Genomic DNA, 12,849 nt, shown 5'->3' with positions numbered 1-12,849 from the left:
GCCCCACGCCCAAAGCCGCCAAGCGTTTTCCGGCACAGCCGGAAGACCTGCGGGCGCGGGAGTGCCGCCTGCCCGCAAATGGAACATCAGGGTACCGAGACCAGCTCGATGTCGAACACCAGATCTTTGCCCGCCAGGAAATGGTTTGCATCCAGGGTGACAGTCTCGTCGCTGACCTCAACCACCGTCACCGGCAGAACCTGGCCGTCCGGGCTTTGCATCTGCAACTGAGTTCCCAGCTCCAGCGGGATATCCCCGGGAATGCCCTCGCGGGGGATCTCCTGGCGCGCGGCGGGGTTGATCGGACCGTATGCCTCGGCGCAGGGGATTTCCAGCGTCTTGCTCTCTCCCTCGGCCATGCCTTCCAGCCCTGCATCCATGCCCGCAATCACATGCCCTGCACCGACGGTGAATTCCAGCGGATCTCGGCCCTCGGAACTGTCGAAAACGGTGCCATCCGTCAGCTTGCCTGTGTAATGGATGCGCACGGTGTCGCCGTTCTTTACCCCGGTCATATGACCTCCAATTGGTTGCGGGTTGATAAAGGGGCGCAGCCTAGCGTCCGCGAACGTGATGTAAACCCGTATGGGTACAATTTCCCGCTTTGCCCGCCCAGGGCTTCGTGCGACGCTCCAGCAAAGGGAGAGCCCCATGCCAATCACCACCTGTATCTTTGACGCCTACGGCACCTTGTTCGATGTGGCCGCTGCTGCGCGGCAGGCCGCCAGCGAACCGGAGTTTCCGCATTTGCAGGACAATTGGGCCGAGCTGGCCAATCATTGGCGGCTGAAGCAGCTTCAATACACCTGGCTGCGGGCGATCACCAATGCCCATGCCGATTTCTGGAATGTGACGCAGGACGGGCTGGACTGGGCGATGGAGGCGGCCGGCCTGGCAGGGGATGCGGCCCTGCGCCAGCGGCTGCTGGACCTCTACTGGCAGCTGCGAGCCTATCCGGAAGTGCCCGCCATGCTGAACGCCCTGAAGACCGCCGGCATGAACACCGCGATCCTGTCCAATGGATCCCCCGCCATGCTGGACGGAGCGGTGCAATCCGCCGGCCTGGGCGATGTGCTGGATGACGTGCTGTCGGTAGAAAGCGTCGGCATCTTCAAGCCCGACGCCCGCGTTTACGATCTGGTTGGCGCCAGGTTCAACTGCGCCAGGGAGGAGGTGCTGTTTGTCTCCTCCAACGGCTGGGACGCGGCGGGGGCATCGGGCTATGGGTTTGTCACCGCCTGGGTCAACCGGGCAGGCGAGCCTGTGGACCGGCTGCCCTGGACGCCGGCGCATATCCTGCCTGACCTGACAACAATTCCCGACCTGGCCAAAGGATGACCCTACACATATGCCGTTTTTCGAAACCTCAGACGGGCTGCAGCTTTATTATACCGATGCCGGGAAGGGTGTGCCGCTGCTGTGCTTGGCAGGCCTGACCCGGGACAGCCGCGATTTCCGGTATTTCGCACCTCATTCTGCAGGCTGCCGGATGATCACTCTGGACGCCCGCGGACGGGGGCGGTCGGATCATGATCCGGGCTTCATGACCTACAATGTTCTGCGCGAAGCGCAGGATGTGCTGGAACTGCTGGACCATTTGGGATCGGACCGCGCTGCCATTCTTGGCACGTCGCGCGGCGGCTTGGTGGCAATGACACTGGCCGCCATCGCCAAGAACCGGCTTGCCGCGGTGGTCCTGAATGATGTCGGCCCGGAGATCCCCGCAGACGGCATTGCCCGGATCATGGGCTACGTGGGCCGCCGCCCGGCAGCAAAGACCCATGCGCAGGCCGCAGAAGCGCTTGCTGCACTGATGGCGCCGGCCTTTCCCGGCGTCCCGGCTGCACGCTGGCGCGAGGAGGCTGAGGCATTTTACGATGCAGGCGCCGGCGGGCTCAGCCTGCGCTATGATCCGCGCCTGCGCGACGCGCTGCTGGCACAAGCGGAGGCAGGCCCTGCCCCGGATCTCTGGCCTTTGTTCCAGGCTTTGGACGGCCTGCCTTGCGGGGTCATCCGCGGCGCGAATTCAGACATTCTGAGCGCAGGAACCTGCGCGGAAATGCGGCGCCGCCTGCCAGCGCTGCAAGCAGTGGAAATTCCGGACCGCGGCCATGTGCCCTTTCTGGACGAGCCAGAGGCGGTTGCCCTCATCCATTCAGTACTGGACCAGATCAAATGACCTCAATTACCATGATCGAAGCGGCGGCAGCGCGGCTGAAAGGCCATGCCCGCGTCACGCCGCTGCTGTCCTCGCCCTTTCTGGACGAGATCTCCGGGCGGCGCCTGTTCGTGAAGGCGGAATGCCTGCAGCACACCGGATCCTTCAAGTTCCGCGGCGGCTGGTCGGCGGTCTCTGCGCTGGCGGAAGAAGACCGAAGGCGCGGGGTCATCGCCTATTCCAGCGGCAACCATGCGCAGGGCGTGGCCGCAGCGGCCAAAGCGCATGGGGCGCCTGCTGTGATCGTGATGCCGGCCGACGCGCCAAAGCTGAAGATCCAAAACACCCGCGACCTGGGCGCCGAGGTGGTGCTTTATGACCGTGCAGGCAGGGAAAGCCGCGAGGCAGTGGGCGCCCGGTATGCCGAGAAGGGCGGGCTGACGCTGATCAAACCCTATGACGAACCGCAGGTGATTGCCGGTCAAGGCACCTGCGGGCTGGAGATCGCGGAACAGGCCGCTGCCGAAGGCATCACCCGGGCAGACGTTCTGGTTAACTGCGGCGGCGGCGGATTATCCTCGGGGATCGCCCTGGCGCTAGAGGCGCGCGCGCCGGATCTGCGGGTGCGCCCGGTGGAGCCGGAAGGGTTTGACGATGTGACCCGCTCGCTGGCGGCCGGTGAAATCCGGCAGAACCGCAGCCAATCCGGCTCAATCTGCGATGCGATCCTGACACCGCAGCCCGGTGAGATCACCTTTCCCATCCTCAGCCGCTTGTGCGGGCCGGGACTGGTGGTAAGCGAGGATGAGGCGATGCGGGCGATGGCGCTGGCCTTCTTGCGGCTGAAAATCGTACTGGAACCCGGTGGTGCGGCATCGCTGGCGGCGGCCCTGTTCCACCCTGACAAGATCGATGGCGAGGCGGTGATTGCAGTCGCCACAGGCGGCAATGTGGATGCGGCGCTGTTCCAGGAGGCGCTGGCGCGTTATGCTTGACCTCTGACCGAACGGAAATCCGTACGGCTGGCAAGGGGGCCGTTCATGACACGTTTCACCATCGCCTCGTTCAACGTCAAAAATCTGATCGGACCGGAGCGGGAATACTACCGATTTCAAAGCTACACGCCTGAGGAATATGCGTGGAAGGCGGATTGGATGGCTGACCAGCTGCTGACGCTGAACGCGGATATCGTGGGTTTCCAGGAGATCTTTGAGGAGGCCCCGCTGCGCCAGGTGATTGCCGAGGCGGACCGCCGCGGAGCGGAGGCAAATGCAGCCAGCATTCCCGACCCGTCCAAGCGCTATCACCGGAAAGCGATTTTTCAGAAGCTGGCGTATGGTTCTTATGACGAGGCAGCGCTGGCTTTCGCTGCGAACGTCAATGACACCGGCGCGCCTGGACAACGGCGTCCCGGTCTCGCGGTGCTGTCCCGGTTCGGCTTTGAAGGAGAGGCAGAAGTGATCCAGGAGCTGGCACAGCCGCTGGACATTCCCATGGCCTGCCTGGGTGAGGAAGAAGAAGCCGGTTTCTATACCCTGCGCCGCCTGTCGCGGCCAATCTTAAAGGTCCGCGTACCTGTTGGAGGACAGGTCATCACCGTTTTCAACTGCCACCTGAAATCGAAGCTGGGCGAGTACATCACACCGCAGGGCGCGGATTACGCGCCGGAAACCGTGCTGACGGCTTATGACGCCGCAGGCCGTGCCCTGGGGTCCTTGAGGGCGGCATTGCGGCGGATGGGAGAGGCCTGGGTGCTGCGCCGTGCAATTCTGGACGAATTGGAACAGGGCCGCCCGGTGATGGTCTTGGGGGATTTCAATGACGGCGAACACGCTGTCAGCAGTGAAATCATCTCGGGCGAGGCCCCCTTCAAGAATTACGCCTGGATGCTGCGCCATGATGCCCGGCACGGCGGCGACCGCTACAGCGAGAAAGAGGACACTCAGATCCGCGAAGCAATCGACCGGGTGCGGCTGCGATCAGCCGAGAATATGTTCCTGAAGAAAAGCCTGCGCGATGTGGTCTACACCACTGCCTTTAACGGAGTGCATGAGAGCATCGACCAGATCTACATGTCGCGCCATTTCGACCCTGCCTGGAGCGGCGCGCTGGGGGGGATGCAGTACTACAGCGTGTTCAACGACCATCTGACCGACGGCAGCCACCCTGAGGCGCCTTACAACAAGCTGGCCTCCGATCACGGGCAGATCATGGCCCATATTGAGCTGCACGGCTGAAGGACGCAGGAGAATCCAAATTTTCCGGCCAATTTTCTTACCCAAGAAAATTTCCCAGCCCGCGGCAGGCGGCTGGTTTACCTCGTCGCCCCGGCGCAGGTAGAGTGCGGTGGAACAACCAAGAGGCGCTCCATGCAGATCGCAGACCTGGGCGATGTCCAGCTTCACTACCGCATTGACGGAAACGCGGATGGCGCGCCCATCGTTTTTGCCAATTCTCTGGGCACGGACCTGAGGGTCTGGGATGAGGTAGTGGCGCGCCTGCCCGCGGGCCTGCGCATCATCCGATATGACAAGCGCGGCCATGGGTTGTCGTCCTGCCCGCCGGCACCTTATTCGATGGGCGCGCTGGTGCGCGACGCAGAACGGCTGCTGGATCATCTGCAGGTGCGGGATAGCATGTTTGTGGGGCTGTCGATCGGCGGCATGATCGCACAGGGGCTGGCAGTGAAGCGGCTGGACCAGATCCGGGCGCTGGTGCTCTCCAACACCGCCGCCAAGATCGGCACTGCAAAGATGTGGAAGGACCGCGTGCAGACGGTCCAAGCGCAGGGTGTGGAGGCGCTGGCCGATACCGTGATGGAGCGCTGGTTCTCCAGAACTTTCCGGGCCACGCCCCAGCTGCAGCTTTGGCGCAACATGCTGGTGCAGCAGTCCCGCGATGGCTATGCCGGCTGCTGCGCGGCAATTGCCGGAACCGATTTCTATACTCCAGCCAGCGGGCTGCGGCTGCCGTGCCTGGGTATCGCGGGCTCTGAGGACGGCGCCACCCCGCCCGATCTGGTGCGCGAGACGGTCGATCTGATCCCCGGCAGCCGGTTCCACCTGATCCGCCGCGCTGGCCATATCCCCTGCGTCGAGCAGCCGGAGGAATACGCAGAGCGCCTGACCGCCTTCCTGCAGGAGACCGGGCATATTGGCTGAGGTTCTGCTGGTTCATGGATCCTGCCACGGCGCCTGGTGCTGGCGTGATGTTGTCCCGGCACTGAAGGCCGGCGGCCATACAGCGCGCACGATCACCCTGCCCGGCCATGGCGACGGCCGGGATCCGGCAGGCGTCACGCTGGCAGATACCGCTGATGCCATCGCAGCGGCCTCCACCCCGGACACCATCGTGCTGGGCCATTCCTGGGGCGGCTTTCCGATTTCTGCCGCTGCAGAGGCCGCCCCGGAAAAGCTGCGCGGTTTGATCTATCTCTGCGCCTACATCCCGGTCAGCGGCAGTTCCCTGATCGATATGCGCAAAGCCGGGCCGCGGCAGACGCTGACGGGCGCGACGGCCAAGAACCCGGCCGGCACTGGCTACAGCTTCTTGCCTGATACCGCACCGGATTTATTTTATCACGATTGCCCGGAGGAGGCCGTTCGCTATGCCATGCAGAATCTCTGCCTTCAGCCGATCCGGCCTCAGGACACACCGATCCAGCTGACTGAGCGGTTCTATGGGGTGCCCAAGGCCTATATCCGCTGCACAAGCGACCGGGTGATCCCGCCGGAATACCAGGTGCAAATGGCGGCACAGCTTCCGCCGCATCTGGTCTATGAAATGCAGACATCCCATTCGCCCTTCTTTGCAGATCCCAAGGGCCTCGCGGATCTGATCGGGCACATCGCAAAGGACTTCTGATGGCAGGTTCCGTCTTTGACAGCCAGGTTTACGGTGATCTCTTCAGCAGCGGCGAAGCCAGCCGCCTGTTCTCCGACAGCGCAGAGGTGCGCGCCATGCTGCTGGTGGAAGGCGCGCTGGCCAAGGCGCAAGGCGCGGCCGGGGTTATACCCCAGGAGAGCGCCGCCGCAATCAGCCGGGCCGTGGTGGAAATCGCCGTCGATCCCGGTGTTCTGAAGCGGCCTACAGGACAGAACGGCGTGCCGGTGCCGGGGCTGGTGGCTGCGTTCCGCGACGAGATGAAAGCGCCGGAACATGCGCAGTACGTGCATTGGGGCGCCACTTCGCAAGACATCATGGACAGCGCGCTTATGCTGCGGCTGCGCCAGGTGCTGGCACTGGTGGAAACGGATTTAACTGCAAGTGTGAAAGCCCTTGGCACATTGTCGAAAACACATGCGGAGCTGCCGATGGCAGCGCGCACTTATGGCCAGCACGCCACCCCCACCAGTTTTGGCGCGGTCGCAGCGGGCTGGGGCGCGCCACTGCTGGGGTTGATCGAGGAACTGCCCGGCTTGCGCCAGAGCTGCCTGCTGGTGTCCTTGGCAGGTGCTGCCGGAACCTCATCTGCCTTGGGGCCGCAAGCGGCGGAGGTGCGCGCAGCCATGGCCAAGGGGCTGGCGCTGGGTGATCCCGGACGCAGCTGGCACACTGACCGCACTCCGGTCCTGCGGATTGCGGATTGGCTGGTGCGGGTGACGCTGGCATTCGGCAAGCTGGGAAAGGACTGCACCGCGCTGGCGCAAAGCGGCGTCGGGGAGATTTTGCTGGGCGGTGCCGGCGCTTCCTCGACGATGCCGCAGAAACAGAACCCGGTCGCGCCTTCGGTTCTGACGGCCTTGGCGCGGCAGGGCAGCGGTCTGCTTTCTGTGCTGCAGGGAGCAGCGATGCAGCAGCATCAGCGTGACGGAGCAGCCTGGTTCACCGAATGGATGTGCCTGCCCCAAATCGTGCTGGGCGCCGCCAGTGCTGCAAAGACCAGCAGGGCGCTCTGCGCCGGTCTCGCACCCAATGCGGCGGCCATGGCATCCGCGTTGTCGGACGGGCTGGGCATGATCCACGCCGAGGCACTGAGTTTCGCCCTCGCCGCAGAAATGCCCCGGCCCGATGCCCAGGCGGCGGTCAAGGCGCTGTGCCAAGAGGCGCAGTCCACTCAAACCCCGCTGCAGGACCTGGTCGCGCGGGAATACCCGGATCTTGATACGGCAGCGCTGTTTGATGCGTCGCAACAGATGGGCCGGGCCCCGTGGGACGCCTTGCAATTTGCCATAAAGGCAGGAGAACTGGGCGGCGAATAGAAACCGTCGAGGAGAGCAGGATTGCCTGCGCTGACAGCGAAAACAGGCAAGGGTGCCGGGGCAGAACACCAAAGCCGCCTGTCCCTCGTCTTTGTCCTGGCGACCGTGATGATCGATGCCATGGGCATCGGGCTGATCATGCCGGTGATGCCGGGCCTGATCACCGGGGTTCAGGGCGGGTCGCTGGCGCAGGCGGCAGTCTGGGGCGGTGTCCTCAGCACTGTTTTTGCAGTGATGCAGTTCCTGTTCAGCCCGATCCTCGGCAGCCTGTCCGACGCAGTGGGGCGCAGGCCGGTGCTGTTGGTCTCGCTGTTTGTGATGGCGCTGGATTACCTGATCATGGCCCTTGCCGGCACCATGTGGCTGCTGCTTCTGGGCCGTATCCTGGGCGGCATCACCGCCGCCACCCATTCGACGGCAGGCGCCTATATCGCCGACATCTCGCCGCCGCAAAAGAAGGCCGCCAATTTCGGCCTGCTGGGTGCGGCCTTTGGTGCCGGATTTGTGCTGGGCCCGCTGATGGGCGGATTGCTGGGCGAACTGGGTACCCGGGCGCCGTTCTATGCCGCTTCGGTTCTCGTGCTGGCAAACTTCGCTTTTGGCTGGTTTGTGATGGGCGAGACGGTTCAGGACAAGAACCGCCGCCCATTTGAATGGCCCCGCGCCAACCCGTTAGGCGCCTTCCGCGCGGTCGGGCGCATTCCCGGCATCAAGCCGCTGCTGTGGGTCTATTTCCTCTATTCTGTTGCCATCTACGTCTACCCCGCGATCTGGGCCTATTTCACGCTGGAGCGGTTTGGCTGGCAGCCGCAGGTGATCGGGCTGTCGCTGGCGGTTTACGGTATCTCGATGGCTTTGGTGCAGGGCTGGCTGTTGCGCTACACGGTGACTTGGTTCGGGGAGCGCCGGACGGTGATCTGGGGGCAGCTGTTCGACTTTGCCGCCTTCGGCATTCTCGCATTCATCTCCAGCGGCACTCTTGCGATGCTGCTGATCCCGGTCTCGGCCCTGGGGGCGGTTGTCCAGCCCGCACTGCAAGGAATGATGGCACAAGCGGCAGAGGACAACCAGCAGGGCGAACTGCAAGGGGTGCTGACCGCCGTCAATGCGCTGGCGATGATCCTGTCGCCGCTGATGATGACGGTGGTATTTGCCCGCTTTACCGGCGAAGGCGCTGGCCTCTACCTGCCAGGTGCGCCGTTCCTGCTGGCGCTGCTTCTGATGGCAATCGGCTGCGCGGTGTTCCTGCGCAGCAAGCCTTCCGTAGCGTAATTGCGCCTTCGCCCTGCCGTATTCCGGCTTGATGCAGCCCGACCGCCGCGCCACGCTGTTTGAAAACGGGGAGAGAGACCATGCAAACCATCAAAGCCGCCGTCTGCCATGAATTCGGCGCGCCGCTTGTGATCGAGCAAGTGCAGCTGGCACCGCCCGGGATGGGCGAAGTTGAGGTCACACTGGACGCAGTAGCAATCTGCCACAGTGATATTTCCTATGCCGAGGGCGCCTGGGGCGGGCATCTGCCGGCAGTCTATGGGCATGAGGCCGCCGGAGTGATCACCAGTACCGGCAGCGGCGTGCAGGGGTTTGCCGTGGGCGACTCGGTTGTGGTCACCCTGATCCGCAGCTGCGGCACCTGCCCCTCCTGCGCCGGCGGCAGGCCGGTGATTTGTGAAACACTCTATGACACCGTGAGCGGCCCGCTGAAAACCGCGGACGGCAAGCCGCTGGATCAGGCCATGGCTTGCGGCGCCTTTGCCGAGAAGGTGGTGGTGGACCAGCGGCAGATCGTGAAAATACCGGAAGATATGGGCAAGGATGCCGCGGCGCTGGTTTCATGCGGGGTGATCACCGGGGTGGGCGCGGTGGTCAACGCGGCGCAGCTGCGTGCGGGTCAGGATGTGGTGGTGATCGGTGCAGGCGGTGTCGGCCTCAATGCCATCCAGGGCGCCCGAATCGCTGGCGCCCGCCGCATCGTTGCGGTGGATATGAGCCCGGAGAAACTGGCGATTGCCAAGGAGTTCGGCGCCACCCACGGGGTGCTCGCCACTGAAGAAAAACCATGGAAAGCCGCATTCAAGGCGCTTGGCGGCCGCGGTGCGGATGCGGTGCTGATCACCGTTGGCGCCATCCCAGCCTATGAACAGGCCCCCCGGTATCTGGCGCGCGGCGGCAAAGCGGTGCTGATCGGCATGCCGCATTCCGGCGCCAAGGCCAGCTATGAGCCTGTGGTTTTGGCGGCCGTGGGCCAAGGGCTGATCGGTTCCAAGATGGGGGACGTGGTGATCCAGCGTGATATCCCGTGGATGGTGGATCTCTACCAGCAGGGCCGCTTGAAACTGGACGAACTGATTTCCGGGCGCTGGACTTTGGAGCAGATCAACGAGGCCATTGCCGATACCAAGACTGGTTCTGCCAAACGCAATGTGATTGTTTTCGGCTGACACTTTCAAGGTGGAGCGCAGAACATGCTCAAATTTCTGACCGATCTCTTTAAACCAGAGACCCCCAAGGCGCCGCCGGTCACCTCGGAGACCTCGGCCGGTTTCGGTGCCGGCGAGGCCGCCCCCTTTCTGACGCGGCTCGCCAATAATCCCCGGTTCGGGCTGCCTGCGGAATTCACCGCCGCCATCGCGGATACCCTGCCTGGCTTGGACATGGACGAAACCCGCCGTTGGCAAATCGACGGCGCCTTTGACGGAGCCAGGGTGCAAATCGATATCGAGGTTTGCGTGGACAGCATGGGGGCGCCGGGCCTGGCCTTCTTCAGTACAAGGGCTGCAATTGATGAAATCGACAAGGAATTGGCCGCCTTTGCCGAGGCTTCGGAGAGCTAGACCATGAAACTGCAAGATCTGGATATCATCGTAACTGCACCGCCTGCCCCGGGCTGGGGCGGGCGCTATTGGATCCTGGTGAAAGTCACAACGGACACCGGCATCACCGGCTGGGGCGAATGCTACGCGTCATCCGTGGGCCCTGATGCGATGACCCATGTGATCCGCGACGTATTCGAGCGCCACATGGCAGGTGAGAACCCGGAAAACATCGAACTGATGTTCCGCCGCGCGTATTCCTCGGGGTTTACACAGCGCCCGGACCTCACAGTGATGGGTGCGTTCTCGGGTCTGGAAATCGCCTGCTGGGACATCCTGGGAAAGGACCGCGGACGGCCGGTGCATGCGTTGCTTGGCGGGCGGATGAATGATCGCATCCGTGCCTATACCTACCTCTACCCGCTGCCGCATCAGGACATCATGCCGTTCTGGACCTCGCCTGAAATGGCTGCCGAGGCCGCAGCACAAAAGGTGCGCGAAGGCTTCACCGCGCTGAAATTCGATCCCGCCGGCCCCTATACGATGCGCGGCGGGCATATGCCTGCGATGTCGGACATCTCCTTGTCGGTGGCGTTCTGCAAGGCGATCCGCGAAGCCGTGGGCGATAAGGCAGACCTGCTGTTCGGCACCCATGGCCAGTTCAGCACCGCCGGTGCCATCCGCCTGGGCCAGGCAATTGAACCCTTTGCCCCGCTCTGGTTCGAGGAGCCTACCCCGCCTGACAATATCGAAGACATGGCCCGCGTTGCCCGCACCCTGCGCATTCCTGTGGCCACAGGTGAACGACTGACCACAAAGTCAGAATTTGCTGCAGTGCTGCGGGCTGGCGCCGCCGAGATCCTGCAGCCGGCCCTGGGCCGTGCCGGCGGGATCTGGGAAATGAAAAAGGTCGCGGCCATCGCAGAAGTGTTCAATGCACAGATGGCGCCGCATCTTTATGCAGGACCGGTGGAATGGGCGGCCAATATCCACCTCGCCGTCTCAATCCCGAACATCCTGCTGCTGGAAACCATAGAATCCCCCTTTCACGATCAGCTGATCAAGGGGTCTATCCGCGCAGAGAACGGCTATGTTACCGCGCCCAGCGCACCCGGACTGGGCATCGAAGTGGACGAAGATCTTGCCCGCGCCCATCCGTTCACCGGAACTGACTTGCACCTTAACATGCAGGAAGCGCCCTGTGATTATTCAAATGGCAACGCCTTTGCCGGTGGCTCTCCGCCGATCGTGGATTGAGATTGCAAATCCTGGGTGACTTGACCGGAAGAATAGCGGCACTATGCGGCATACAATCTTCCAGGATGCCGCATAGTGCCTGCCCAGAACAATGACCTCATCGACTTAAAAACGTCAATCGGCATGCAGGATAGCGCCGCAGCAGCGGCCGCTTTCCTCAAAACGCTTGCCCATGAAGGGCGGCTGATGATCCTTTGCCATCTTGGCACCGGAGAGAAGTCTGTGGGCGAGCTGGAAGCCCTGTTGAACATGCGTCAAGCCGCGGTCAGCCAAATGCTCGCCCGTCTGCGTGAAGAAGGTCTGGTTGCCACGCGGCGGGAAGGCAAGACAGTTTTCTATTGCCTGACTGATGGCAACACGCAGCAATTGATAGCCTTGCTGTACAGGCAGTTCTGCAGCGGCGCTTGACCGCTTCTTCCCATAGACGCTGGCGGCCCCGCACGTTTTCCAGGTTCTATTCCTGCGTTGCTGCAAGCAGGACCGCGCTGCGCATGGCGCAGCGCCACGCCCAACCGGGCAGGCGCATTCCGCGAAGGTGCCGGAACGGGCGGGAGACCCCGCCTGCAGAGTGTCAATCGTCAGACCGGACCGTTTGAGTCTGCACTCCCAGCCCCTCGATCTCCAGCCGCATCACATCGCCGGCCTGCAGATAGACCGGTTGCGGTTTGCACCCCATACCGACGCCCGGCGGTGTGCCGGTCGCGATCACATCGCCCGGATGCAGGGTCATCAGCTGGCTCAGATGCGAAATGATCTGTGCCACGGTGAACACCATCGTGGCCGTGTTTCCAGTCTGCCGCCGCGTGCCGTTCACATCACAGGTCAGCCACAGGTTCTGCGGGTCCGGCACCTCGTCCCGCGTCACCAGCCAGGGACCGGTTGGCCCGAAGGTGTCGCAGCTTTTGCCCTTGGTCCACTGGCCGGTCAGCTTGGTCTGATAGTCGCGCTCGGACACATCGTTGACCGCGCAATACCCCGCCACATGGTTCAACGCGTCGTCTTCGGAGACATATTTGGCTGCAGTGCCGATCACCACGCCCAGCTCGACCTCCCAATCCGCCGCCACTGAGCCGCGCGGCAGGATCACGTCATCGTCCGGTCCGCAAATCGACGACGTCGCCTTAAGGAAAAGAATTGGATGCTCTGGCAGCGCCATGCCCATCTCTTCCGCGTGATCGGTGTAGTTGAGGCCGATGCCGAGAAACTTCCCCGTCTGCCCGACACAAGGCGCCAGCTCTGGATCTCCTTCCACCAGCGGCAGCTCCGCCGGATCCAGCACTGCCAGCCGGGCCAAGGTTTCGTCCCCCAGCACCGCACCGGTAATGTCCGGCAGATGCGCGGACAAATCCCGGACTGCGCCTGTGCTGTCCAAAAGTCCCGGCCGTACTCCTCCGCTCGTGCGGTACCGCAGAAGTTTCAT

At 63.2% G+C, this 12,849-nt stretch carries 14 protein-coding genes; 12 read left to right on the top strand and 2 right to left on the bottom strand.

What is annotated here, in order from left to right; genetic code table 11:
- Nucleotides 1-86: 86 nt before the first annotated feature.
- Nucleotides 87-515, bottom strand: coding sequence for a peptidylprolyl isomerase (locus tag VOI29_RS02770; protein ID WP_323775912.1), 429 nt, complete (start codon nucleotides 513-515; stop codon nucleotides 87-89).
- A gap of 136 nt (nucleotides 516-651) precedes the next feature.
- Here VOI29_RS02770 and VOI29_RS02765 point away from each other — a divergent pair, with 136 nt between their 5' ends.
- The 12 genes from VOI29_RS02765 to VOI29_RS02710 all read left to right on the top strand — a co-directional run bounded on the left by VOI29_RS02765 (nucleotide 652) and on the right by VOI29_RS02710 (nucleotide 11,837).
- Nucleotides 652-1,338, top strand: a complete 687-nt coding sequence (locus tag VOI29_RS02765; RefSeq protein ID WP_323775911.1) for a haloacid dehalogenase type II — start codon at nucleotides 652-654, stop codon at nucleotides 1,336-1,338.
- Between the two features lie 10 nt (nucleotides 1,339-1,348).
- Nucleotides 1,349-2,179, top strand: coding sequence for an alpha/beta hydrolase (locus VOI29_RS02760; protein WP_323775910.1), 831 nt, complete (start codon nucleotides 1,349-1,351; stop codon nucleotides 2,177-2,179).
- Nucleotides 2,176-3,153: a threonine/serine dehydratase gene (locus VOI29_RS02755; protein ID WP_323775909.1), complete on the top strand. Its 978-nt coding sequence runs from the start codon at nucleotides 2,176-2,178 to the stop codon at nucleotides 3,151-3,153. The genes VOI29_RS02760 and VOI29_RS02755 overlap by 4 nt, the downstream gene beginning before the upstream one ends.
- A gap of 45 nt (nucleotides 3,154-3,198) precedes the next feature.
- A complete protein-coding gene (locus VOI29_RS02750) occupies nucleotides 3,199-4,395 on the top strand; it encodes an endonuclease/exonuclease/phosphatase family protein (protein ID WP_323775908.1) in 1,197 nt (398 codons plus the stop codon).
- 132 nt (nucleotides 4,396-4,527) lie between these two features.
- A complete protein-coding gene (gene pcaD, locus VOI29_RS02745) occupies nucleotides 4,528-5,319 on the top strand; it encodes a 3-oxoadipate enol-lactonase (RefSeq protein ID WP_323775907.1) in 792 nt (263 codons plus the stop codon).
- Nucleotides 5,312-6,022, top strand: a complete 711-nt coding sequence (locus tag VOI29_RS02740) for an alpha/beta fold hydrolase (protein WP_323775906.1) — start codon at nucleotides 5,312-5,314, stop codon at nucleotides 6,020-6,022. The genes pcaD and VOI29_RS02740 overlap by 8 nt, the downstream gene beginning before the upstream one ends.
- A complete protein-coding gene (locus tag VOI29_RS02735) occupies nucleotides 6,022-7,359 on the top strand; it encodes a lyase family protein (protein WP_323775905.1) in 1,338 nt (445 codons plus the stop codon). The genes VOI29_RS02740 and VOI29_RS02735 overlap by 1 nt, the downstream gene beginning before the upstream one ends.
- Before the next feature lie 108 nt (nucleotides 7,360-7,467).
- Complete coding sequence (locus VOI29_RS02730) at nucleotides 7,468-8,631, top strand: TCR/Tet family MFS transporter (RefSeq protein WP_323775914.1); 1,164 nt, start codon at nucleotides 7,468-7,470, stop codon at nucleotides 8,629-8,631.
- 80 nt (nucleotides 8,632-8,711) lie between these two features.
- Nucleotides 8,712-9,800, top strand: coding sequence for a Zn-dependent alcohol dehydrogenase (locus VOI29_RS02725; RefSeq protein ID WP_323775904.1), 1,089 nt, complete (start codon nucleotides 8,712-8,714; stop codon nucleotides 9,798-9,800).
- A 24-nt stretch (nucleotides 9,801-9,824) separates the two neighbouring features.
- On the top strand, nucleotides 9,825-10,193 hold the full coding sequence (locus tag VOI29_RS02720; protein ID WP_323775903.1) for a hypothetical protein: 369 nt from the start codon (nucleotides 9,825-9,827) through the stop codon (nucleotides 10,191-10,193).
- 3 nt (nucleotides 10,194-10,196) lie between these two features.
- Nucleotides 10,197-11,429, top strand: coding sequence for a mandelate racemase/muconate lactonizing enzyme family protein (locus VOI29_RS02715; RefSeq protein WP_323775902.1), 1,233 nt, complete (start codon nucleotides 10,197-10,199; stop codon nucleotides 11,427-11,429).
- Between the two features lie 123 nt (nucleotides 11,430-11,552).
- Nucleotides 11,553-11,837 carry a metalloregulator ArsR/SmtB family transcription factor gene (locus VOI29_RS02710; protein ID WP_323775913.1) on the top strand — a complete coding sequence of 95 codons (285 nt, stop codon included), beginning with the start codon at nucleotides 11,553-11,555 and terminating at the stop codon, nucleotides 11,835-11,837.
- Between the two features lie 163 nt (nucleotides 11,838-12,000).
- On the opposite strand, the gene VOI29_RS02705 is transcribed toward VOI29_RS02710, so the two are convergent.
- On the bottom strand, nucleotides 12,001-12,849 hold the full coding sequence (locus VOI29_RS02705; RefSeq protein WP_323775901.1) for a fumarylacetoacetate hydrolase family protein: 849 nt from the start codon (nucleotides 12,847-12,849) through the stop codon (nucleotides 12,001-12,003).

The sequence above is a fragment of the Leisingera sp. genome, assembly GCF_034669605.1.
Classification (GTDB): domain Bacteria; phylum Pseudomonadota; class Alphaproteobacteria; order Rhodobacterales; family Rhodobacteraceae; genus Leisingera.
The sequence above is the reverse complement of the archived record's forward strand: the minus strand, read 5'-3'. Positions and strand labels throughout refer to the sequence as shown.

Coding starts and splice junctions, on each gene's coding strand:
- VOI29_RS02770 (WP_323775912.1), bottom strand. CDS start 515: ATGACCGGGGTAAAGAACGGCGACACCGTGCGCATCCATTACACAGGC.
- VOI29_RS02765 (WP_323775911.1), top strand. CDS start 652: ATGCCAATCACCACCTGTATCTTTGACGCCTACGGCACCTTGTTCGAT.
- VOI29_RS02760 (WP_323775910.1), top strand. CDS start 1,349: ATGCCGTTTTTCGAAACCTCAGACGGGCTGCAGCTTTATTATACCGAT.
- VOI29_RS02755 (WP_323775909.1), top strand. CDS start 2,176: ATGACCTCAATTACCATGATCGAAGCGGCGGCAGCGCGGCTGAAAGGC.
- VOI29_RS02750 (WP_323775908.1), top strand. CDS start 3,199: ATGACACGTTTCACCATCGCCTCGTTCAACGTCAAAAATCTGATCGGA.
- pcaD (WP_323775907.1), top strand. CDS start 4,528: ATGCAGATCGCAGACCTGGGCGATGTCCAGCTTCACTACCGCATTGAC.
- VOI29_RS02735 (WP_323775905.1), top strand. CDS start 6,022: ATGGCAGGTTCCGTCTTTGACAGCCAGGTTTACGGTGATCTCTTCAGC.
- VOI29_RS02730 (WP_323775914.1), top strand. CDS start 7,468: ATGATCGATGCCATGGGCATCGGGCTGATCATGCCGGTGATGCCGGGC.
- VOI29_RS02725 (WP_323775904.1), top strand. CDS start 8,712: ATGCAAACCATCAAAGCCGCCGTCTGCCATGAATTCGGCGCGCCGCTT.
- VOI29_RS02720 (WP_323775903.1), top strand. CDS start 9,825: ATGCTCAAATTTCTGACCGATCTCTTTAAACCAGAGACCCCCAAGGCG.
- VOI29_RS02715 (WP_323775902.1), top strand. CDS start 10,197: ATGAAACTGCAAGATCTGGATATCATCGTAACTGCACCGCCTGCCCCG.
- VOI29_RS02710 (WP_323775913.1), top strand. CDS start 11,553: ATGCAGGATAGCGCCGCAGCAGCGGCCGCTTTCCTCAAAACGCTTGCC.
- VOI29_RS02705 (WP_323775901.1), bottom strand. CDS start 12,849: ATGAAACTTCTGCGGTACCGCACGAGCGGAGGAGTACGGCCGGGACTT.